21 protein-coding genes are annotated in these 21,923 nt (G+C 72.1%); 10 read left to right on the top strand and 11 right to left on the bottom strand.

Annotated features, from left to right (window positions below):
* Positions 1 to 88: 88 nt before the first annotated feature.
* Positions 89 to 1,051 (top strand): ATP-binding cassette domain-containing protein, encoded by a 963-nt coding sequence (locus tag OG309_RS16460; RefSeq protein ID WP_329421653.1) that lies wholly within the window; start codon positions 89 to 91, stop codon positions 1,049 to 1,051.
* Positions 1,048 to 1,812 carry an ABC transporter permease gene (locus OG309_RS16455; RefSeq protein ID WP_329421652.1) on the top strand — a complete coding sequence of 255 codons (765 nt, stop codon included), beginning with the start codon at positions 1,048 to 1,050 and terminating at the stop codon, positions 1,810 to 1,812. The genes OG309_RS16460 and OG309_RS16455 overlap by 4 nt, the downstream gene beginning before the upstream one ends.
* A 53-nt stretch (positions 1,813 to 1,865) precedes the next feature.
* Here the strand turns inward: OG309_RS16455 and OG309_RS16450 are convergent, their stop codons facing one another.
* Positions 1,866 to 3,284 (bottom strand): glutamate decarboxylase, encoded by a 1,419-nt coding sequence (locus tag OG309_RS16450; RefSeq protein ID WP_329421649.1) that lies wholly within the window; start codon positions 3,282 to 3,284, stop codon positions 1,866 to 1,868.
* A gap of 53 nt (positions 3,285 to 3,337) precedes the next feature.
* Positions 3,338 to 4,621, bottom strand: coding sequence for an ion channel protein (locus OG309_RS16445; RefSeq protein ID WP_329421648.1), 1,284 nt, complete (start codon positions 4,619 to 4,621; stop codon positions 3,338 to 3,340).
* Between the two features lie 136 nt (positions 4,622 to 4,757).
* On the opposite strand from OG309_RS16445, the gene OG309_RS16440 reads away from it, so the two are divergent.
* A complete protein-coding gene (locus tag OG309_RS16440) occupies positions 4,758 to 5,519 on the top strand; it encodes a MerR family transcriptional regulator (protein WP_329421646.1) in 762 nt (253 codons plus the stop codon).
* Positions 5,520 to 5,552: 33 nt separating this feature from the next.
* Here OG309_RS16440 and OG309_RS16435 read toward each other — a convergent pair whose 3' ends face one another.
* Entirely contained in the window at positions 5,553 to 5,921 is a 369-nt protein-coding gene (locus OG309_RS16435; RefSeq protein WP_329421644.1) for a YbjQ family protein, read from the bottom strand.
* Positions 5,922 to 6,162: 241 nt separating this feature from the next.
* Between OG309_RS16435 and OG309_RS16430 the strand changes: the two genes are divergently transcribed.
* Positions 6,163 to 6,867 carry a DedA family protein gene (locus tag OG309_RS16430; RefSeq protein ID WP_329421643.1) on the top strand — a complete coding sequence of 235 codons (705 nt, stop codon included), beginning with the start codon at positions 6,163 to 6,165 and terminating at the stop codon, positions 6,865 to 6,867.
* A 117-nt stretch (positions 6,868 to 6,984) separates the two neighbouring features.
* Here the strand turns inward: OG309_RS16430 and OG309_RS16425 are convergent, their stop codons facing one another.
* Both OG309_RS16425 and OG309_RS16420 read right to left on the bottom strand, forming a co-directional pair.
* Positions 6,985 to 8,643: a threonine/serine ThrE exporter family protein gene (locus OG309_RS16425; RefSeq protein WP_329428366.1), complete on the bottom strand. Its 1,659-nt coding sequence runs from the start codon at positions 8,641 to 8,643 to the stop codon at positions 6,985 to 6,987.
* 148 nt (positions 8,644 to 8,791) lie between these two features.
* The gene (locus tag OG309_RS16420; RefSeq protein WP_024758444.1) at positions 8,792 to 9,283 is read right to left on the bottom strand and encodes an inorganic diphosphatase; all 492 of its coding nucleotides are present in this window, start codon (positions 9,281 to 9,283) and stop codon (positions 8,792 to 8,794) included.
* A gap of 105 nt (positions 9,284 to 9,388) precedes the next feature.
* Between OG309_RS16420 and dacB the strand changes: the two genes are divergently transcribed.
* From dacB to folE, 6 genes are all read left to right on the top strand, one after another.
* Positions 9,389 to 10,894 carry a D-alanyl-D-alanine carboxypeptidase/D-alanyl-D-alanine endopeptidase gene (gene dacB / locus OG309_RS16415; RefSeq protein ID WP_329421641.1) on the top strand — a complete coding sequence of 502 codons (1,506 nt, stop codon included), beginning with the start codon at positions 9,389 to 9,391 and terminating at the stop codon, positions 10,892 to 10,894.
* 93 nt (positions 10,895 to 10,987) lie between these two features.
* On the top strand, positions 10,988 to 12,130 hold the full coding sequence (locus OG309_RS16410) for a zinc-dependent metalloprotease (RefSeq protein ID WP_329421639.1): 1,143 nt from the start codon (positions 10,988 to 10,990) through the stop codon (positions 12,128 to 12,130).
* A gap of 197 nt (positions 12,131 to 12,327) precedes the next feature.
* Positions 12,328 to 13,359 carry a tRNA lysidine(34) synthetase TilS gene (gene tilS / locus OG309_RS16405; protein ID WP_329421638.1) on the top strand — a complete coding sequence of 344 codons (1,032 nt, stop codon included), beginning with the start codon at positions 12,328 to 12,330 and terminating at the stop codon, positions 13,357 to 13,359.
* A 41-nt stretch (positions 13,360 to 13,400) separates the two neighbouring features.
* Positions 13,401 to 13,940, top strand: a complete 540-nt coding sequence (hpt, locus tag OG309_RS16400) for a hypoxanthine phosphoribosyltransferase (protein WP_132917781.1) — start codon at positions 13,401 to 13,403, stop codon at positions 13,938 to 13,940.
* A 162-nt stretch (positions 13,941 to 14,102) separates the two neighbouring features.
* Positions 14,103 to 16,127 carry an ATP-dependent zinc metalloprotease FtsH gene (gene ftsH / locus OG309_RS16395; RefSeq protein WP_329421637.1) on the top strand — a complete coding sequence of 675 codons (2,025 nt, stop codon included), beginning with the start codon at positions 14,103 to 14,105 and terminating at the stop codon, positions 16,125 to 16,127.
* Between the two features lie 101 nt (positions 16,128 to 16,228).
* Positions 16,229 to 16,834 carry a GTP cyclohydrolase I FolE gene (gene folE / locus OG309_RS16390; protein WP_329421636.1) on the top strand — a complete coding sequence of 202 codons (606 nt, stop codon included), beginning with the start codon at positions 16,229 to 16,231 and terminating at the stop codon, positions 16,832 to 16,834.
* A gap of 234 nt (positions 16,835 to 17,068) precedes the next feature.
* On the opposite strand, the gene OG309_RS16385 is transcribed toward folE, so the two are convergent.
* From OG309_RS16385 to OG309_RS16360, 6 genes are all read right to left on the bottom strand, one after another.
* Positions 17,069 to 17,557 (bottom strand): DUF3180 domain-containing protein, encoded by a 489-nt coding sequence (locus OG309_RS16385; protein ID WP_329421633.1) that lies wholly within the window; start codon positions 17,555 to 17,557, stop codon positions 17,069 to 17,071.
* Positions 17,558 to 17,606: 49 nt separating this feature from the next.
* Positions 17,607 to 18,206: a 2-amino-4-hydroxy-6-hydroxymethyldihydropteridine diphosphokinase gene (gene folK / locus OG309_RS16380; protein WP_329421632.1), complete on the bottom strand. Its 600-nt coding sequence runs from the start codon at positions 18,204 to 18,206 to the stop codon at positions 17,607 to 17,609.
* Positions 18,203 to 18,562 (bottom strand): dihydroneopterin aldolase, encoded by a 360-nt coding sequence (gene folB, locus OG309_RS16375; RefSeq protein WP_132917724.1) that lies wholly within the window; start codon positions 18,560 to 18,562, stop codon positions 18,203 to 18,205. The genes folK and folB overlap by 4 nt, the downstream gene beginning before the upstream one ends.
* Before the next feature lie 133 nt (positions 18,563 to 18,695).
* The gene (locus tag OG309_RS16370; protein ID WP_402546481.1) at positions 18,696 to 19,103 is read right to left on the bottom strand and encodes a nuclear transport factor 2 family protein; all 408 of its coding nucleotides are present in this window, start codon (positions 19,101 to 19,103) and stop codon (positions 18,696 to 18,698) included.
* 62 nt (positions 19,104 to 19,165) lie between these two features.
* Positions 19,166 to 20,026: a dihydropteroate synthase gene (gene folP / locus OG309_RS16365; RefSeq protein WP_329421628.1), complete on the bottom strand. Its 861-nt coding sequence runs from the start codon at positions 20,024 to 20,026 to the stop codon at positions 19,166 to 19,168.
* Positions 20,027 to 20,049: 23 nt separating this feature from the next.
* On the bottom strand, positions 20,050 to 21,891 hold the full coding sequence (locus OG309_RS16360) for a phosphatidylglycerol lysyltransferase domain-containing protein (protein WP_329421627.1): 1,842 nt from the start codon (positions 21,889 to 21,891) through the stop codon (positions 20,050 to 20,052).
* Between the last annotated feature and the right edge of the window lie 32 nt (positions 21,892 to 21,923).

Genomic DNA, 21,923 nt, shown 5'->3' with positions numbered 1-21,923 from the left:
CCCCCTAATCAAGTTTGACTAGCTGCCCGGCAGGGCATAACCTCCGCCGCGAGCGACTGGTCAAACTTGACTACCTGAAGGGGTGTCGATGGACGGCGACGCGATCCTCGTGGAGGGCGCACGGAAGCGGTACGGCGGCGAACCCGCCCTGGACGGCCTCGACCTGGCCGTGCGGGGCGCCACGGTGCACGGCCTGCTGGGCCCCAACGGCGCCGGCAAGACCACGGCCGTGCGGGTCCTGGCCACCCTGCTCCGCCACGACGAGGGGTCGGTGCGGGTGGCCGGGTTCGACGTGCGGCGGCAGGCCGGCGAGGTGCGGCGCCGGATCGGGCTGCTCGGCCAGCACGCGGCGCTCGACGAGGAGCTGTCCGGGCGGCAGAACCTGGAGATGTTCGCGCGCCTGCACCACCTGGGCGCCCGCCGCGCCGGAGGGCGGGCGGACGAGCTCCTGGAGCGCTTCGGCCTCGCCGACACCGGCACCAAGGCCGTGCGGACGTACAGCGGCGGCATGCGGCGCCGGCTCGACCTGGCCGCCGCCCTGATCACCGAGCCGGAGGTGCTGTTCCTGGACGAGCCGACCACCGGTCTCGACCCGCGCGGCCGGGCCGAGGTCTGGGACGCGGTGCGCTCCCTGGTCGGCGGCGGCACGACGGTGCTGCTCACGACCCAGTACCTGGAGGAGGCGGACCGGCTCGCCGACCGGATCTCGGTGGTCGACCGGGGCCGGGTGGTCGCCGACGGCACCCCCGACGCGCTCAAGTCCCGCGCGGGCCGGGACAGGATCGACGTGGTCGTACGGGACGGGGCACGGCTCGACGAGGCGGTGCGGGTGCTGCCGTTCGGGCCGGGGGAGGCGGACGTCGACCGGGACCGGCGGCGGATCAGCGCCCCCGTACGGGACCGGATGGCCTCGCTCGCCGAGACCGTGCGGGCCCTGGAGGCGGCGGGGATCGAGGCGGAGGACGTCGCCCTGCGCCGGCCGACGCTGGACGAGGTCTTCCTGCACCTGACCGGCCCGCGGACCGGGGCCCCGACGGAGGTGGCGGCATGAGCGCGGCGTACGTGACGAGCGACTGCTGGACCATGACCCGGCGGGAGCTGGCGCACTGGGCGCGGCAGCCCGTCCAGGTCGTCGTCGGCCTGGTCTTCCCGGTCATGATGCTGCTGATGTTCGGCTACCTGGTCGGCGGCGGGCGGGCCGTCGAGGGCGACTACGTCGACTTCCTCGTGCCGGGCATGCTCACCCTGACCATGGTCTTCGGTCTCGAAGGCACGATGACGGCGGTGACGCGCGACCTCGACAAGGGCGTGATCGACCGGTTCCGTTCGATGCCGATGGCCGACGGCGCGGTGCTCGTGGGGCGGGCGTCCGCCGACATGCTCCAGTCGGGCGTCGGACTGCTCCTGATGGTCGGCGTCGGCCACGCGATCGGCTGGCGGACGCACGGCTCCGGCGGCGCGTTCCTCGGGGCGATGGGACTGCTGCTCCTGCTGCGGTTCGCGATGCTCTGGATCGGCATCCACCTGGCCCTGCTCGCGGGCCGCGCCGAGCTGGTCCAGGCGGTGCAGATCCTGGTCTGGCCGTTCGGCTTCCTCTCCAACGCCTTCGCCGCGCCCGCGTCCATGCCGGGTTGGCTGGGCGCGGTCGTCGAGTGGAACCCGATGTCCGCGACGGCGACCGCGGTCCGGGAGCTGCTCGGCGGCCCGGGCGGCGAACCGGGCTGGACCGGCGTCGCGGTGGCGTGGCCGCTGGTCCTGCTCGCGGTCTTCCTGCCTCTGGCGGTACGGAGGTTCGGCCGTCTCGGGAGGTAGCCGAGGGGGCCGGGGCGCGGTCGGCCCCGGCCCCGCCGCGCCGGGCGGCCCGGTCAGTGGTGGAAGGACGTCGCCGCCTGCTTGTCGCGGGTGAGCGGCTGGGACTGACGGCGGAGTTCGGGCATGATCCGGTCCAGTTCCTCGGTGAGGAGGCCCGCCAGGTCGGCGGAGAAGCCGTTGCGGCAGACGATCCGCAGCACGGACAGGTCCTCGCGGTTGGCGGGGAAGGTGTAGGCGGGCACGAGCCAGCCGCTCTCGCGCAGGCGCCGGGAGACGTCGAAGACGTCGAAGTTGGTGACGTCGGGCGCGGTGGTGAAGGCGAAGACGGGCAGCGCGTCGCCGCGGGTCAGCAGCCGGAAGTCGCCCAGTGCGTCGATCCGTTCGGCCAGCCCCCGGGCGACGTCCCGGCTGGTCTGCTGGACCGCCCGGTAGCCCTCCCGGCCCAGCCGGAGGAACGTGTAGTACTGCGCGACCACCTGGGCGCCCGGCCGTGAGAAGTTGAGGGCGAAGGTGGGCATGTCGCCGCCCAGGTAGTTGACCCGGAAGACCAGCTCCTCGGGGAGCTCGGTGGGTGAGCGCCACAGCGCCCAGCCGACGCCCGGGTAGACGAGCCCGTACTTGTGGCCCGAGGTGTTGATCGAGGAGACCCGGGGCAGCCGGAAGTCCCACACCAGGTCCTCGTCGACGAAGGGCGCGACCATGGCGCCGGAGGCCCCGTCCACGTGGACGGGGATGTCGAGCCCGGTGCGCTCCTGGAGGGCGTCGAGGGCGGCGCAGATGTCGGCGACGGGCTCGTAGGAGCCGTCGAAGGTGGAGCCGAGGACGGCGACGACGCCGATGGTGTTCTCGTCGCAGAGCGCGGCGGCGGTCTCGGCGTCGAGGTGGAAGCGTTCGCCGTCCATGGGGACGAGGCGGGGCTCGACCTCCCAGAAGTTGCAGAACTTCTCCCAGCAGACCTGGACGTTGATGCCCATCACCAGGTTGGGGCGGGCGCCGCCCCGGTAGCGGTCGGCGTTCCGGTTGGTCCAGCGGCGCTTGAGGGCGATGCCGGCGAGCATGCAGGCCTCGCTGGAGCCGGTGGTGGAGCAGCCGACGGTGGCGGACGGGTCGGGGGCGTTCCACAGGTGCGCGAGCATCGAGACGCAGCGGCGCTCCAGTTCGGCGGTGCGCGGATACTCGTCCTTGTCGATCATGTTCTTGTCGCGGCACTCCGCCATCAGGACCCCGGCCTGCGGCTCCATCCAGGTGGTGACGAAGGTGGCCAGGTTGAGGCGCGAGTTGCCGTCGAGCATCAGCTCGTCGTGGACGAGCTGGTAAGCGCTCATGGGGGCCAGCGGCCCGTCGGGCAGCCGGTGGCGGGGCGGTGCCTCGGTCATGCCGCTGACCGGGTTGGCCTCGCCGTAGAAGGGGTTCAGGGAGAGCCGGCGGTGGTGCTCGGTCTCCTGCTCTGCGGGTCCCTTGTGCAGTGCCACGGTGGCTCCTTGCTTCGCGGGGTGGGGGGAGGGGGTGCAGGAGGGCCGGGGGATCAGGTGCTGCGGAGGGGTTCGCCGTGCTCGTCGAGCTCCAGGACCGGGCGTCCGGTGACGACCAGCCAGGCGGGCAGGATCGCGATGCAGAGCACGGCGACCATCGAGGGGGAGGAGGCGAGCACGGCGGCCACGAAGAGGCTCACCCAGCCCTGCCGGGTGGTGGCGAGCAGGATGCCGAGGACGGCGCCGGAGACGGCCACCGCCGGGTGGATCTCGGGCACGAGCGCCTGCGCGCACAGACCGAACGCCGCGCCGATGAAGACCGCCGGGAAGACCCGGCCGCCGCGGAAGCCGCTGGCCGCGGCGACGAGCAGGGCGACGGTCTTGACCACGGCCATCTTGGCCAGCTCGCCGGAGCCGAAGGTGCCGATGCCGGCGGCGAGCTCCCTGGTCTCCTCCAGGCCCTTGAAGAGCGTCAGATGCCCGCCCAGCGCGCCGAGGAGGCCCAGCACGAGCCCGCCGAGCGGCAGCATCACCATGGGGTGCCGCAGCCGTGTGAAGGCCCGGTGGGCGTACGGGAAGGCGTAGCAGGCGAGCAGGCCGAAGACGGCGGCGAGGGTGGCGACGACCATCGCGGCGAGGAGGTCGCCGGCACCGGGGTCGTCCAGGGGCGGAAGGCCGATGTCGAAGCTGGGGTCGGAGAGGAGCTGGGTGGTCATGGCCCCGGCCCCGGCAGCGATCAGCGGGGCGAAGAGCCGGTCCCACAGCGAGCCCTCGCCCGGGTGGGTGGTGAGCGCCTCGGAGAGGACGAGGGCGGCGGCCACGGGGGTGCCGAACAGGGCGCCGAAGGTGCCGGCGGTGGCGAGCGACACCCACAGGAGGCCGGGCACGGCGGGCAGCAGCTTGGTGCCCGCCCAGAAGGCGAGGGCGATGGCCGAGACGATGGTCGGGTTCTCGGGACCGAGGCTGACGCCGCCGGCCAGCGAGAGGGTGCTGGCGAGGAGCAGGCCGGGGACGATCCCGGGGGAGATCGGCGGGCCGCCGAGCCCGCCCTCGGCCGGGTCGCCGCCCGCGTGCCCGTACACCTTCCAGACGACGAGGCCGACCGCGATGCCGGTCGCGGTGAGCGTGGAGATCATCCACAGCGAGGAGTAGTTACCGATGCCGAGCGCGTCCGGAAGGGTGTTCCACAGGACGTGCTGGAGCTGTTCGGCGAGCGCGCTGATGCCGAGGAACAGCAGGGCCGACGCGATGCCGACCACGAGGGCGGGCAGGATCTGGGGCAGCAGGATCCGGTGGGGCGCCTGGGCGGCGGGGGCAGCGGGGGTATCGGTGGCCACCGACCCACCATATGTAGACAAAAGCGACACAACATCCTGAGGGGCCCGCGGAGTCGGACGGATTCGGCTTGCACCTCACGTTGCGTCAGGGCCGAGGCTGGCACGCGAACCGACACAGAGAAGGGGCGGGGAGTCGATGAGCCACTCCGTGGGACAGGTCGCCGGCTTCGCCGGGGTCACGGTGCGCACCCTGCACCACTACGACGCGATCGGGCTGCTCTCGCCCGGCGGACGCAGCCCGGCGGGCCACCGCCGCTACGTCGACGCGGACCTCGACAGGCTGCAGCAGATCCTGTTCTACCGGGAGCTCGGCTTCCCCCTCGAAGAGGTCGCCGTCCTCCTCGACGACCCCCGCGCCGACCCGCAGGAACACCTGCGGCGGCAGCACCGGCTGCTGACCGGGCGCATCGGGGAACTGCGAAGGATGGCGGCGGCCGTCGAGCACGCCATGGAGGCGAGACGCATGGGCATCAACCTCACGCCCGAGGAGAAGTTCGAGGTGTTCGGCCACAAGGACCCCGAGCGGTACGCGGAGGAGTCCGCCCGCCGCTGGGGCGGCACCCACACCCACGAGGAGACGCAGGCCCGCGTCGCCACGTACACCAAGGACGACTGGCAGCGCATGAAGGGGGAGATCGACGCCTGGGGCACCGCCTACGGCGCCCTCATGGACGCGGGTGAGGCGCCCGGATCCCCGGCCGCCATGGAGCTCGCCGAGGCCCACCGCGCGCACATCACCACGTGGTTCTTCGACTGCCACCCGAAGATCCACCAGGGCCTGGCCGAGATGTACGTCTCCGACGAGAACTTCCGGGCCTTCTACGACTCGATCCACGAGGGCCTCGCCGAGCACCTGCGCGCCGCGATCCACGCCAACGCGCGCCGCCTCGCCGACTGAGACCCGGGGCCCCTGGGCGCGCGCCCAGGGGCCTCAGGCGTGCGGCGCGATGACCACGGCGGTGCCGTAGGCGCACACCTCGGTGCCCACGTCGGCGGCCTCCGTGACGTCGAAGCGGAACATCAGGACCGCGTTGGCGCCGCGCGCCTTCGCCTGCTCCACCAGCCGCTCCATCGCCTGGTTGCGGGTCTGCACCAGGGTCTTCGTCAGACCCTTCAGCTCCCCGCCGATCATCGACTTCAGGCCCGCGCCGATCTGGCTGCCCAGATGCCGGGAACGCACCGTCAGACCGAAGACCTCGCCGATCACCTGGCGCACCTCGTACCCGGGCACGTCGTTCGTCGTGACCACCAGCACGTCCGAATGGGGCCCCTGGCCACCGCCGTACTCGTCGATGCTCATCCGCATCCACCTCCTGGCCCTCAGCCTGCGGGCCGCGTCGCGGGGGCGCATCCGGAGGGACGCGTCCGGAGGGCCGCGGGGCCGCCCGGAGCCGTGCGGGCACGGTGGAACCCGGAGGGTTCACTCCGCGTTGATAGCTTGGGGCGGCAGTCCCGTACGACAATCTCCTCGACGCGCCTGTGCGTCGCCCTGTCTGAAACCCGTCCTTCTCGCCCCCACAGATCGCAGGAGCCCGGAACCCGTGAACACGCTTGCCCTCGGTCCGAGCTGGCTCGACCCGGACTACCTGATCCAGACCTTCGGTCTGATCGGCGTCCTCGTCATCGTCTTCGCCGAGTCCGGACTCCTCATCGGCTTCTTCCTGCCGGGTGACTCGCTGCTCTTCACCACCGGCCTGCTCGTCACCACGGGCAAGCTGGACAGCCCGCTGTGGCTGGTGTGCACCCTGGTGGTGGCCGCGGCGATCATCGGCGACCAGGTGGGCTACCTGTTCGGCCGCAAGGTCGGCCCGGCCCTCTTCAGCCGCCCCGACTCCAAGCTGTTCAAGCAGGAGAACGTCGAGAAGGCGCACGAGTTCTTCGAGAAGCACGGCCCGAAGTCGCTGATCCTGGCCCGCTTCGTGCCGATCGTGCGCACGTTCACGCCGATCATCGCCGGTGTGAGCCGGATGAACTACCGCTCCTTCATCACCTTCAACGTCATCGGCGGCCTCCTGTGGGGCGCCGGCGTGACCCTGCTCGGCGCCTCCCTCGGCAAGATCGACTTCGTGCACAAGCACATCGAGATGATCCTCGTCGCGATCGTGCTGATCTCCGTCGTCCCGATCGTGATCGAGTACCTGCGGGCCCGCTCCCAGTCGAAGAAGAAGCAGGGCCAGGACACCGGCCACGACGCCCCCGGCACCCCGAACCCCCCGGCCGAGCGCGGCCGCCACGCCAAGCGCTGACCGCCGGGCGACCCGCCCACCGCGTACGCCGGACGCACACCGCGTACGCCGGACGCACACCGCGTACACCGCGTACACCGGCAACACCCACCAGGGGCTTCCAGGGCCGTACAGGCTCTAGAAGCCCCTGGTCCGCTTCGCCGCCCGGCGGGCCGCCGCCGTGGCCGGCGCCTGCATGAAGAGGCGGGCCAGCTCGCTTCCCAGGTTCACCCCGATCGCGATCGCCAGGGCCAGGGCCGCCGCCTTCGCCAGCGAGGCGAACCCCCCGTCCAGGTTGTTCTGGGCGATCGCGAGCACACCGAAGTACGTCGCCGAACCGGGCAGCAGCGGACCGATCGCCGCCGTCACGTACGGCAGCGACGAGGTGTGGTGGTAGCGGGCGATCAGCTGCCCGAACAGGCCCACCAGACCCGCCGCCACCGCCGTCGCCATCACCGTCGAGCCGCCCGCCGTCACCGCGATCGACGCGTAGATCACCCAGGCCACGCCGCCGTTCAGCGTCGCGAAGAGCACCGTCGCCCGCGACTGCTGCAGCAGGATCGCGAAGGTCGCGCACAGCACCATCGACGCCACGGTCTGCGTCACCGGCCGCTCGACCGCCCGCAGCGCCCCCTCCGGGTTCAGCTCCGCCCCGAACTGCACCGCCAGGTACAGCACCGACAGCACGCCCACCACGATCGCCACGAAGAAGTAGCCGACCTCCAGCAGCCGGGCCGAGGCCGTGATGTAGAAGCCGGTCAGGCCGTCCTGCACGGCCGCCACCAGCGCCCGCCCCGGGATCAGCGCGAACAGGCCACCCGTGATGACCGCCGAGGGCCGCAGATCGGCGTGCAGCAGCGTCAGCGCCACCCCCATCGCCGCCGGCGGCATCGCCGCCACCAGGAACTGGTAGAACTCCGGCAGCCCCCGCCCCGCGCACAGCCACGCGAGCCGGTCGCCCAGCACCGCGCCCAGCGCCGCCACGAAGAACACCGTCGGACCGCCGCCCAGCAGCACCGACGCCGCCCCGGCCAGCATCCCGGCCGCCGCCGTCAGCACCCAGCCCGGGTACGGGTGCCGGTTGCGCCGTATCTCCGCGAGCCGCCGGTACGCCTCCTCGGGCGTCACCTCGTGCGCCCCCGCGTTGATGTCCGCGAGCAGCTGGTAGACCGCCGCGAGCCGGGTGTAGTCGGTGCCCCGGCGCCGGACCGTGCGGTTCGCCGTGACCGGGTCGTCCACGAGCGACGGCTGGTACGTGATCGACAGCAGCGTGAAGGTGACCGTCGGCTCGCACCGGTCGAGCCCGTAGGCGCGGCAGATCGCGAACATCGCCGCCTCGACGTCCTCCGCCCCCTCGCCGCCCGCGAGCAGCAGCTCGCCGATGCGCAGGGTCAGGTCCAGCACGCGCGGCACCGGCGGCCCGGTCTCGTCCTGCTTGCGCGGCGACTCCGGCACCGGCCGCTCACCCACCGGCAGCCGCAGCATCGTCCGCATCCGGTCCTGCCAGGGCGCGTCGTGCGCCAGCCGGACCAGCGGCACCCCGTACGCGGGCGTGAAGGCCGGCGGGCTGTCCTTCGCCGAGTACGTCGAGGGCGGCGCGAAGGCGGAACCTTCCTGCTCCGCGGGCGGCTGGGGCGCGAACCCCTCCGGAAGGGCGAACTCGGAGGTCGGGTGCTCCTCCTCCGGCGGCGCGGGCTGCTCGACCCCGGGCGGCGGGGCGAACGCGCTGCGCGCCTCGTCCGAGGGCGGCTTCCGGTCCTCCGGGGCCTCCTCCGGGCCGTCCGGCTTCGCCACCACTGTCTCCGCCCCCACTTCCCGGCCGGGCACCCGCACGATCACGCCACGGGGCTCTTGATCACGCCACTGTCCAGCCCAGTATGAACGCGCGAAGGGCGGCGCACCTCAGCAGGTGCACCGCCCTTCACAGGCTCAGCCGGACAGGGGCTCAGTGGCCGCCCTGCTCCTTGGCGCGAGCGTAGGACTTCTCGATCTCTTCCTCGGCCTCGGCGCGACCGACCCAGTCGGCGCCCTCGACGGACTTGCCGGGCTCCAGGTCCTTGTAGACCTCGAAGAAGTGCTGGATCTCCAGGCGGTCGAACTCGGCGACGTGGTGGATGTCGCGCAGGTGCTCCATGCGCGGGTCCGTCGCCGGGACGCACAGCAGCTTGTCGTCGCCGCCGGCCTCGTCCGTCATGCGGAACATGCCGATGGCACGGCACTTGATGAGGCAGCCCGGGAACGTCGGCTCGTCCAGGATGACGAGCGCGTCCAGCGGGTCGCCGTCCTCGCCGAGGGTGTTCTCGACGTAGCCGTAGTCCGTCGGGTAGGCGGTCGAGGTGAAGAGACGGCGGTCCAGGCGGATCCGACCGGTCTCGTGGTCGACCTCGTACTTGTTCCGCGATCCCTTGGGGATCTCGATGAGAACGTCGAACTCCACGGGTGGATCTCCTCCTGAATCAACACATGTCAATGCTCGCGACGACGCGCGGTGGTTAAGTGTCCCTCACGCACGGTCTTGATCGCGAAAGGGGCTGGTCATCACATGCCGGAGCCGAGAACCTGGCAGCTCGCGGCGGGCTCCGCCGTGCTCGGTCTGGCCCTGGCCGCCGGAGCGGTGACCGCGGCCGGCCCGTGGGACTCCGGTCAGCGTAAGGCCGAGCGGGCCCGCGCGGCCGCCGCCGACCTCAGGGGTGGCGTACATCACGCCGGAGCCCCCGGACCCGCCGTCCCCCGCCCGCCCGCCCCCGCCCCGAGCGCCGCCGGAGTGCTCCGCGCCCTCGGCGCCCCGGAGACCACCGGAGCCACCGGCACCACGGACGCCCCCGGCACCCCACGGACCACCCGGACGGGCGACCCCACCACCCCCGACCGCCCCGGCCGGCCCGCCCGTCCCGTCGACTGGGCCGCCGTCCTCGTCCCGCTCCTCGCCGACCCCGGCCTCGGCCCGCTCCGCACCGCCTCCGTCGTCGACGCCACCACCGGCCGGCAGCTGTACGGGGAGGGCGCCGGCACCCCGATGACCCCCGCCTCCACCGTCAAGATCGCCACCGCGGCCGCCGCGCTCTCCGCCCTCGGCCCCGACCACCGCATCGGCACCACCACCGTGGGCACCCCCGACGGCCGCACCGTCACCCTCGTCGGCGGCGGCGACCCCACCCTCGACAAGGCCCGCCTCAAGGCCCTCGCCGACGCCACCGCCCGCGCCCTCAAGACCCGCGGCGCCTCCGGCCCCGTCCGGCTCACCTACGACACCAGCCTCTACCGCGGCCCCGCGCTCCACCCCATCGGCCCCAACGAGAACCTCGCCCCGCTCAGCGCCCTCATGACCGACGAGGGCCGCCTCGACGGCAGCCACAGCGGACCCGCGCCCCGCACCGCCGACCCGGCCGGCGACACCGCCACCGCCTTCGCCGGCCTCCTGCGCGCCGCCGGCGTCACCGTCCAGGGCACCCCCGCCCCCGGCCACGCCCCCCGGGGCCCCCAGGCGAGGCCCCTGGCCCGCACCGACTCCGCACCCCTCGCCGACCTCGTCGAACGCACCCTCACGCACAGCGACAACGACCTCGCCGAAGCCCTCGCCCGGCAGACCGCCCTCGCCCACAAGCAGCCGGCCGGCGCCGACGGCGCGGCCAAGGCCGTCCACGCCGAGCTCGCCCGCCTCGGCCTGCCCCTCGCGGGCGCCCGCTTCGCCGACGGCAGCGGGCTCGACCGGCGCGACCGCGTCTCCGCCGCCCTGCTCACCGGCATCCTCACCCGGGCCGCCGACCCCGCCCACCCCGCCCTGCGGCCCGTCCTCACCGGACTGCCCGTCGGCGGCTTCAGCGGCACCCTCGCCGGGCGCTTCGGCACCGACGCCACCGCCCGCGGCGCGGGCGTCGTCCGCGCCAAGACCGGCACCCTCACCGGGGTCAACACCCTCGCCGGAACCGTCGTCACCGCCGACGGACGCCTTCTCGCCTTCGCCTTCCTCGCCGGCCGCACCAGCTCCCCGGACACCGCCCAGCCCGCCCTCGACCGCCTCTCGGCCGCCCTCGCCCCCGCCCGCTGACCGCCCGCCGACACGCCGCCTCCCCCTCCCTGACCCGGGGGAACACTCGCCCGAACCCTCACCGAACGGGCGCCGAGACCGTACGGTTGACGCATGACGAGCATCGGTGGTGCAGGCACATCGGGGATGGTCGACTGGAATCTCGCCGTCGCGACGGCGACCCGCCTGGTGCGACCGGGCCCCGAGGTGAGCCGGGAGGAGGCCCGCGAGGTCGTCGCCGAGCTCCGCAGACACGCCAAGGCCGCCGAGGAACACGTCCGCGCCTACACCCGGATGATCCCCGAGGACCGCGACCCCGCCGACACCCCCGACACCCCCGTCCTCGTCGTCGACCGCACCGGCTGGATCAAGGCCAACGTCGCCGGCTTCCGCGAACTGCTCTCCCCGCTCCTCGACAAGATGCAGGAACGCCGCTCCGGCTCCACCGGCGGCACCGTCCTCAGCAGCGTCGGCGGCAAGGTCACCGGCGTCGAACTCGGCATGCTCCTGTCGTTCCTGGCCTCCCGCATCCTCGGCCAGTACGAGACCTTCGCCCCCGCCGGCCGCGACCTGCCCGCCGACAGCGCCGGACGCCTCCTGCTCGTCGCGCCGAACATCGTCCACGTCGAACGCGAGCTCGACGTCTCCCCGCACGACTTCCGGCTCTGGGTCTGCCTCCACGAGGAGACCCACCGCACCCAGTTCACCGCCGTCCCCTGGCTGCGCGACCACCTCCAAGGCGAGATCCAGTCATTCCTCGCCGCCACCGAGGTCGACCCCTCCACCGTCGTCGAACGCCTACGCGAAGCCGCCCAGGCCCTCGCCGGCGGCCGCCCCGAAGGCGAACAGGACGAACCCGCCCCCTCCCTCGTCGAACTCGTCCAGACCCCCGAACAGCGCGAGATCCTCGGCCGCCTCACCGCCGTCATGTCCCTGCTCGAAGGCCACGCCGACTACGTCATGGACGGCGTCGGCCCCGACGTCGTGCCCTCCGTCGCCGAGATCCGCGAGAAGTTCCAGCAACGCCGCGCCCGCGGCGCCTCCCGACTCGACCTCGCCCTGCGCAAACTGCTCGGCCTCGACGCCAAGCTGCGCCAGTACCGCGACGGCGAACGCTTCGTCCGCGCCGTCGTCGACCAGGTCGGCATGGACGGCTTCAACCGCGTCTGGACCTCCCCCAACACGCTCCCCACCAAGGCCGAGATCGCCAAGCCCGCCGACTGGGTGGCGAGGGTGCACCGTAAGGCAGACTCGTGAGACGGATGCGTCGGATGGCGGAAGAACACCCCACCAATCACCCATCCGAGGGACCGTAGACGGCGGGTAAGGCGTGCAATGCTCGGGTAACGGCCAGGTTCTGTCACCATCGACGCACTCTGAGTGACCGAACCCCCACTTCCGACCGTTAAGACTCCGACCGAGGCACTGCACTCTCTCCACGAAGGGCACCGGACATGGGTCCCCATCCTGCGGTCGCGGCGATACGCCTGGCGGTCCGCCGCGTACTCCACGACGTCCTCACCGAGCACACCACCCAGCGCGCCGAAGGCGGCCCCCACGGCCGGCCCGACGGCCGGCCCCTGGTCCTCGTCGCCTGCTCCGGCGGCGCCGACTCCATGGCGCTCGCCTCCGCACTCGCCTTCGAAGCCCGCAAACTCGACCTCCGGGCCGGCGGCGTCACCGTCGACCACGGCCTCCAGACCGGCTCCGAACAGCGCGCCCGTGAAGTCGCCGACCGCATGACCGCCCTCGGCCTCGACCCCGTCGAAGCCGTCACGGTCACCGTCGGCCGCGACGGAGGCCCCGAAGCCGCCGCCCGCGACGCCCGCTACGCCGCCCTCGACGCCGCCGCCGAACGCCACGGCGCCACCGCGATCCTCCTCGGCCACACCCGCGACGACCAGGCCGAAACCGTCCTCCTCGGCCTCGCCCGCGGCTCCGGCATCCGCTCCCTGTCCGGCATGGCCGCGGTCTCCGGCACCGCCCGCCGCTACCGCCGCCCCTTCCTGGAGCTCGACCGCCAGACCGTCCGCAAGGCCTGCATCGCCCAGGAACTCGCCGTCTGGGACGACCCCCACAACAGCGACCCCGCCTACACGCGCTCCCGCCTCCGCCACGAAGGCCTCCCCGCCCTCGAGAAGGCGCTCGGCAAGGGCGTCGTCGAAGCCCTCGCCCGAACGGCCCAGCTGTCCCGCGACGACGCCGACGCCCTCGACTCCTGGGCCGCCGACGCCGAAGCCTCCGTGCGCGACGACACCGGCCGCCTCGAATGCGCCAAACTCTCCGGACTTCCCCCCGCCGTCCGCCGCCGCGTCCTGCGCCGCGCCGTGATCGCCGAAGGCGCCCCCGCGGGCTCCCTCTTCGCCCGCCACATCGAAGAGGTCGACCGGCTGATCACCGGCTGGCGCGGCCAAGGGGCCATCAACCTGCCCGGGCGCGTCGAGGCACGCCGCCAGGGTGGCAGACTGGTCATTCGGCAAGGCTGACGCAAGCTGCAACGAAAGTGACCCGGGTGAACGAGAAGGACATGGGCACCGACCTCAAGTCGGTGCTCATCACCAAGGAAGAGATCGACGCGAAGCTGGCCGAGCTGGCCGCGAAGATCGACGCGGAGTACGCGGGCAAGGACCTGCTCATCGTCGGTGTCCTCAAGGGCGCCGTGATGGTGATGGCGGACCTGGCGCGCGCGCTGTCCACCCCCGTCACCATGGACTGGATGGCCGTCTCCTCCTACGGCGCCGGCACCCAGTCCTCGGGCGTCGTCCGCATCCTCAAGGACCTCGACACCGACATCAAGGGCAAGCACGTCCTGATCGTCGAGGACATCATCGACTCGGGCCTGACCCTGTCCTGGCTCCTGTCCAACCTCGGCTCGCGCGAGCCGGCCTCCCTCGAGGTCTGCACCCTGCTGCGCAAGCCGGACGCGGCGAAGGTCGCCATCGACGTGAAGTGGATCGGCTTCGACATCCCGAACGAGTTCGTCGTCGGATACGGCCTCGACTACGCCGAGAAGTACCGCAATCTCCCGTTCGTCGGCACCCTCGCCCCCCACGTCTACGGCGGCTGACACCCGCCGCCCCAAGGGGAACCCGCACCGCCTTCCCACCGTTGAAGCAAGGGAAGACGGTCGCGGGTGACAATGCTGGGGTACCGTCCGAAGAACAGCTTTTTTCTACTCAGCAGCATTTACCTACGGGCAGGAGGGACGGGGCGCTAGCGCCCCGTATGGATGGACGTGAAGCGATACTTCCGTGGGCCGGTCATGTGGATCGTGCTGGCCGTCCTCGCCGTGGTCGTGCTGATGCAGGTCGTCGGCTCGTCCGAGGGCTACAAGACGGTGGACACCTCCCAGGTAGTCCAGGCGATCGACAAGAACCAGGTCAAATCCGCAAAGCTGACCACCGGTGACGAGCAGGTCATCAAGATCGACCTCGTCGACGGTCAGCAGATCAACAAGTCGGGCAAGGTCCAGGCCAGCTACATCGGCACCCAGGGCGCCGACCTCGCCGACAAGCTGCAGGAGAAGTTCGAGGCCGGGCAGATCGAGAAGGGCTACACCGTCTCGCCGACGAAGCAGTCCCCGTTCGTCTCGGTCCTGCTCTCGCTCCTGCCCTTCGTCCTGATCGTGGTCGTCTTCCTGTTCCTGATGAACCAGATGCAGGGCGGCGGCTCCCGCGTCATGCAGTTCGGCAAGTCCAAGGCGAAGCTCATCACCAAGGACACCCCGAAGACGACCTTCGCCGACGTCGCGGGCTCCGACGAGGCCGTCGAGGAACTCCACGAGATCAAGGAGTTCCTCCAGGAGCCGGCCAAGTTCCAGGCCGTCGGCGCCAAGATCCCCAAGGGCGTGCTGCTGTACGGCCCGCCCGGAACCGGCAAGACGCTCCTCGCGCGCGCCGTCGCCGGCGAGGCCGGCGTGCCGTTCTACTCGATCTCCGGCTCCGACTTCGTCGAGATGTTCGTCGGCGTCGGCGCCTCCCGGGTCCGCGACCTCTTCGAGCAGGCCAAGGCCAACGCCCCGGCCATCGTCTTCGTCGACGAGATCGACGCGGTCGGCCGCCACCGCGGCGCCGGCCTCGGCGGTGGACACGACGAGCGCGAGCAGACCCTCAACCAGCTGCTCGTCGAGATGGACGGCTTCGACGTGAAGGGCGGCGTCATCCTCATCGCCGCCACGAACCGCCCCGACATCCTCGACCCCGCGCTCCTGCGCCCGGGCCGCTTCGACCGGCAGATCGCCGTCGACCGCCCCGACATGCAGGGCCGCCTGGAGATCCTCAAGGTCCACCAGAAGGGCAAGCCCGTCGCCCCCGACGTGGACCTCGGCGCCGTCGCCCGCCGCACCCCCGGCTTCACCGGTGCGGACCTCTCCAACGTCCTCAACGAGGCGGCGCTCCTCACCGCCCGCAGCGATCAGAAGCTGATCGACAACAAGGCGCTGGACGAGGCGATCGACCGCGTGGTCGCGGGCCCGCAGAAGCGGACCCGGATCATGTCGGACAAGGAGAAGAAGATCACCGCGTACCACGAGGGCGGCCACGCCCTCGTCGCGGCGGCCTCGCCGAACTCCGACCCGGTCCACAAGATCACCATCCTGTCCCGCGGCCGCGCCCTGGGCTACACGATGGTCCTGCCGGACGAGGACAAGTACTCGACCACCCGCAACGAGATGCTCGACCAGCTGGCGTACATGCTGGGCGGCCGCGCCGCGGAGGAACTGGTCTTCCACGACCCGACCACCGGCGCCGCCAACGACATCGAGAAGGCCACCGCCACGGCCCGCGCGATGGTCACCCAGTACGGCATGACCGAGCGGCTCGGCGCCATCAAGTTCGGCGGCGACAACACCGAGCCCTTCCTCGGCCGCGAGATGGCGCACCAGCGCGACTACTCGGAAGAGGTCGCCGCGCTGGTCGACGAAGAGGTCAAGAAGCTCATCGAGACCGCCCACAACGAAGCGTGGGAGATCCTCGTCGAGAACCGCGACCTCCTCGACAACCTGGTCCTGGCGCTGCTGGAGAAGGAGACCCTGGGCAAGGAGGAGATCGCCGAGATCTTCGCCCCCATCGTCAAGCGCCCGGCCCGCCCGGCCTGGACCGGTTCCGCCCGCCGGACGCCGTCCACCCGCCCGCCGGTCCTCTCCCCGAAGGAGCTGGCCCTGACCAACAGCGCCAACGGCTCCTCCTCGGCGACGACCCCGGTCGACACCACCAAGACCCCGGACGCCCTCCCCGAGGAGCACCCCGAGGTCTGACGGATCCCCGGACCCGGAATGGATGCCGCGCCCCCTCAGGTTCTAGCCTGAGGGGGCGCGGCTTATTCGCGTCAGGCTCAGACAGACGGAACGAGGCACAGATGACCGACCCGGTGACGCTGGACGGCGAGAGCCCGATCGGCGAGTTCGACGAGAAGCGCGCCGAGAACGCCGTACGGGAGCTCCTCATCGCGGTCGGTGAGAACCCGGACCGCGAGGGGCTGCGTGAGACGCCGGCGCGGGTGGCGCGGGCGTACAAGGAGCTGTTCGCGGGGCTCTGGCAGAAGCCCGAGGACGTCCTGACCACGACGTTCGATCTGGGGCACGACGAGATGGTCCTCGTCAAGGACATCGAACTGACATCGCAATGTGAGCATCACTTGCTCCCCTTTCATGGTGTAGCTCACATTGGTTACATTCCCGCGGAAACGGGCAAAATTACCGGCTTGTCGAAGCTGGCCCGTCTCGTGGACGTCTTCGCTCGTCGTCCGCAGGTGCAGGAGCGCCTGACGACGCAGATCGCCGACTCCCTGATGAGGATCCTCGACGCGCGCGGCGCGATCGTCGTCATCGAGGCCGAGCACATGTGCATGGCGCTGCGTGGTGTCCGCAAGCCGGGCGCGAAGACGACGACCTCGGCGGTACGTGGCCAACTGCGTGACGCTACCACCCGTGCCGAGGCCATGTCCCTGATATTGGCCCGTTAGCAGCGGACTGCCCGACCTGCTCCGTACCGTCCCCGATCAGTGGAGTCGATCACTGATCAAGGGGGACGGTATGGGGCAGCGATGTGGACGCTGGACGGCGATCGGACCGTGTCCGCGAGGTCCGCCCCCGCCCGGCGGCCGGTACCAAGCCCTTCACCTTCTACAGCTACCGGCTTTCCCCGCACCCCACGTTCCTGGTGAACGGGCACCTCGTGCGCGAGCCCTGGTAGGGGGCTAGCTCACCGGCGCGCGGTTCGGGCCGTTGTCGTCCTCGTCCTCCGGGAGCTTGCAGACGTGTTCCAGGAAGAGGGCGGCGGCGATGACGCCGATGCCGGCGAGGACGGCGAAGGCGGCGTAGAGGGCCTGGTCGCGCCGGGCCGGGATGTCGAGGGAGCCGAGCAGGAAGACGCCCGTGCCGCCGTACATGCCGGCGACGAGGGCGGCGACGAGGGCGCTGGCCTGGGCGAAGACGACCGCGCGGGCGGCCATCAGGGGTTCGACGCCCTTGGCGCCGGGGCGGCGCTCCCGCTGGGCCCTGAGGCGGGCGCGCAGCGAGAGGGCGGTGGCGGTGAGGACGACGGCGATGGCCGCCAGGACGATGGGCGCGGCGAGCGGGACGCTCGGGAGGGTGCCGACCGCGTCCCAGAGCCGGGCGGCGCCCCAGGAGAGGACGCCGGCGACGACGAAGAGTCCGGCGAGCACCTTGAGCCGCAGTTGTTTCACCGGGTGTCCTTCGCGTGGTCGGAGCGACGATCTCTGACGAGCGTAACGACTACTCGGGGAGTCGGAGTTCCAGGTCGGTGCGCGGCGTGACTCCCTCGCTGCCGACCGTGGCGAGGAGGCCGGCGACCGGACCGTGGCCGGGGAGCTGGGCCTCGGGGTCCACGTCGTGCCAGGGCGCGAGGACGAAGGCGCGCTGGTGGGCCCGGGGGTGCGGAAGGGTGAGGACGGGGTCGTCGGAGACGACGTCGGCGTACGTGATGATGTCGACGTCGATGGTGCGGGCGCCCCAGCGCTCGTCGCGGACCCGGTGGAACGCCTCCTCGACGGCGTGCGCGCGCTCCAGGAGCGAGGCCGGGGGGAGGGTGGTCTTCACGAGGACGACCGCGTTCAGGTACGAGGGCTGGCTGCCGGGCTCGACGCCCCAGGGCTCCGTCTCGTAGACCGGGGAGACGGCCTTGACCCGCAGGCCGGGGGTGTCCTCCAGGGCGTCGACGGTGCCCTGGAGGGTCTCCAGGCGGTTGCCGAGGTTGGCGCCGAGGGCGAGGACGGCCCACTTGGGGTTGGAGAGGGTGACGTCCGCCGCGTCGACGGCGGCGGTCACGGCCGCCGGGACGGGCTGGACGGTCGGATCGCTGTGCTGGGGCTTCATGCGCGGCTCCGGGTGATGGTGACGGTCACGTCGTCGAAGGGGACCGTGATGGGCGCGTCCGGCTTGTGGACGACGACCTCGACCTCCTGGACGCCGGCGTGCTTGAGGCACTGCTGGGCGATCCGCTCGGCGAGCGTCTCGATGAGGTCCACGGGCTCGCCCTGGACGACGTCGACGACCTCTTCGGCGACCACGCCGTAGTGCACGGTCTTCGTCAGGTCGTCGCCGGCGGCGGCGGCGCGGGTGTCCAGGCCGAGGGTGAGGTCGACGATGAAGGTCTGGCCTTCCTCGCGCTCCTTGGGGAAGACGCCGTGGTGTCCTCGGGCCTTGAGGCCGCGCAGCGCGACACGATCCACGCGAATCACTCCTGCTGTCGTAGTACGGGTGGCCACGCAGCCGGGTGCGGACGGCCGGGTGTCCACCCACGAATCTACCTGCGGGCACCGACGGTCGGGTCGGCGGCCGGGGTGTCCGGCCGGGCGGGGTGGCTCAGTCGGCGGGGCCCGTGGCGCGGTCGGTGTCGTCGTCGTCGGTCTCGGGGATCACCGGGGAGCCGTGGTGGGACCAGACCTTCCACCCCTCCGACGTGCGGCGGAAGACGTTGGTGGCGACGACGAGCTGTCCGACGAGGGGGCCGAGGGAGGCGCCGTCCTCGGCGGGGCCGCCGCTGAGGATGTTCTCGGTGCACGTGACGACCGCCACGTCGGAGGCGAGGGAGACCTCGACGTCGGTGAGGAAGAACTGGATGTAGTCGGTGTTGGCCATGATCAGCGCGTACGAGCGGAGCACCTCGCCGCGGCCGGACAGGACGGGCCAGCCGGGGTGGACGCAGGAGATGGGTGTGGCGCCGTCGTCGAGCCAGAGGTCGGTGATGCCGTCGAAGTCGCCCTGTTCCATCGCCTCGTAGAAGGCGGTGTTGGCCGCTTCGACGGCGGCGCGGTCGGCCTGGCGGGCGCGGCTCACCTGGCGCCCTCGACGGCCCTGGCGACGCGTACGGCGTCGGCGGTGGCGCGGACCTCGTGGACGCGGACGGCCCAGGCGCCCTCGTGGGCGGCGATGGCGGAGACGGCGGCGGTGGCGGCGTCGCGCTCGCGGGCGGGCGGCGGGGCGGCGCCCTGGTGGGCGAGGACGTGGCCGAGGAAGCGCTTGCGGGAGGCGGCGACGAGGAGGGGGCGGCCGAGTGCGCGCAGCCGGGGGAGGTGGGCGACGAGGGCCAGGTCGTGGGGGGCCAGTTTGGCGAAGCCGAGGCCGGGGTCGAGGACGATGCGCTCGGGGGCGACGCCGCCGTCGATGACGGCCTCCATCCGGGTGCGGAGCTCGGTGACGACCTCGGTGACGACGTCGTCGTAGACGGCGAGGCTGTTCATGTTGTCGCTGAAGCCGCGCCAGTGCATGACGACGAAGGGGACCTCGGCGGCGGCGACGGCGGCGACCATGCCGGGGTCGGCGAGGCCGCCGCTGACGTCGTTGACGAGGGTGGCGCCGGCTTCGACGGCGCGGGCGGCGACGGTGGCGCGCATGGTGTCGACGGAGACGGTGACGCCTTCGGCGGCGAGGCCGCGGACGACGGGGACGACCCGGCGGAGTTCTTCCTCGGCGTCGACGCGGCTGGCGCCGGGGCGGGTGGACTCGCCGCCGACGTCGATGAGGTCGGCGCCCTGGGCGGCGAGGTCGAGGCCGTGTTTGACGGCGGCCGTGGTGTCGAACCAGCGGCCGCCGTCGGAGAAGGAATCGGGGGTCACGTTGACCACGCCCATGACCGCGCAGCGGTCCCACTCCGGCAGGCCGAGCGCCGTGCCCCGGTCGATCGTCGTACTCATGCGTCCAGCCTACGGGGGCGGGGTCAGGCCGCGTGGACTTCGCGCTCGGCCTGGGAGGGGACGATGTGGGCGCAGGGGCGGGGGACCGGGGTGTGGGAGCGGCGGCGGAAGGGGCGGGGGAGGGCGAAGTTCACGAAGCCCTCGGCCTGCATGGCGGCGAAGCCGATGCGGGGGAGGTCGCGGCTCTTGCGGTAGACGACGAAGCGGGGTTCCCAGCGGGGCTGGAACTTGGCGTTGAACTTGTAGAGCGACTCGATCTGGAACCAGCGGGAGAGGAAGACGAGGAGGCCGCGCCAGAGGCGCAGGACGGGGCCGGCGCCGATCTTCTCGCCGCGGGCGAGGGCGGCCCGGAACATGGCGAAGTTGAGGGAGACGTGCTTGATGCCGAGGCGGGGGGAGTCCTGGAGGGAGGCGACGATGAGCAGCTCGTTCATGCCGGGGTCGGCGGCGCGATCGCGGCGCATGAGTTCCAGGGACATGCCGTCCTTGCCCCAGGGCACGAAGTGGATGATCGCCTTCAGGTCGCCGTAGGGGGACTCGGTGCCGTCGGGGTCGTCTTTGTGGGCGGTCGCTATGACGGCGTCCCCGTCGCCGGCGTCGCCGATGCGGCCGAGGGCCATGGAGAAGCCGCGTTCGGTGTCGGTGCCGCGCCAGTCTTCGGCGGCCCGGCGGACGCGGGCGAGTTCGCCGTCGCTGAGGTCGGCGACGCGGCGCACTTTGGTGGTGTAGCCGTTGCGTTCGATGCGCTTGACCATCTGGCGGACGTTGCGCATGGCGCGGCCGGAGAGGGAGAAGTCGGCGACGTCGACGACGGCTTCGTCGCCGAGTTCGAGGGCGTCGAGGCCGGTCTCGCGGGTCCAGACCTGGCCGCCGGTCTCGGAGCAGCCCATGACGGCGGGGGTCCAGGAGTGGGCCTTGGCCTCGTCCATGAAGCGTTCGATGGCGCCGGGCCAGGCTTCGACGTCGCCGATGGGGTCGCCGCTGGCGAGCATGACGCCGGAGACGACGCGGTAGCAGACGGCGGCCTTGCCGCTGGGGGAGAAGACGACGCCCTTGTCGCGGCGGAGCGCGAAGTGGCCGAGGGAGTCGCGGGCGCCGTGCTTGGCGAGGAGGGCCCGCAGGCGGGTCTCGTCGTCCTCGGTGAGCCGGGCGGCGGGGTGCTCGGGCCGGAAGGCGAGGTAGATGGTGGTGAGGGCGGTCAGCATGCCGAGGGCGCCGAGGGAGTAGCCGACGGTCCAGTCGACGTCGCCGGTGTAGGCGACGGGGCCCTCGATGCCGAAGAGGCCGTACAGGACGTGTTCGAGGCGGTCGGCGAGGCTGGGGCTGCCGACGACGCGGCGCGGGTGGGCGCTGACGATCACGAGGCCGAGGGCGAGGGATCCGGCGCCCATGAGGACGAAGTTGGCGAGCGCGCGCCAGCGGCTGCGGGGGTCGGGCAGGGCCGCGAACTGGTCCCGGTGGCGTACGAGCAGGGCGAGGAGCGCGACGGAGAGCAGCGCTCCGGTGATCGAGTGGCGCCAGACGAACTGGGCGACGGCGCCGAGCGGCAGCAGCACCACGGCGGCGCGCCAGGCGCGGCGCTTGTTGCGCTTGAGGCCGTGGGCGAGCAGCAGCAGGAGGACGCCGGCGCTGAGTGAGAGGGCCGCGGAGAGCGGGCCCAGGGTGCCGGGCAGGATCTCCGCGACGGCGTGCATGCGGCTGGCGCGGAACCGGGGGAAGACTCCCGCGGCGACGTCGATCAGACCGATCAGTGTGCAGGCCGTACCGATCAGCGCCGGGACCCTTTCGGGTCGGGGTCCGCGCAGAATCCGGCGTACGTGATCCGGAACCGATCCGGATTTGTCCCCATCTACCGTGACAGACATCGCTTCCCGTGCTTCCCGTGGCTCCGCGAGAG

Origin of the sequence: Streptomyces sp. NBC_01268, from assembly GCF_036240795.1 — a bacterium.
Taxonomy (GTDB): domain Bacteria; phylum Actinomycetota; class Actinomycetes; order Streptomycetales; family Streptomycetaceae; genus Streptomyces.
The sequence above is the reverse complement of the archived record's forward strand: the minus strand, read 5'-3'. Positions and strand labels throughout refer to the sequence as shown.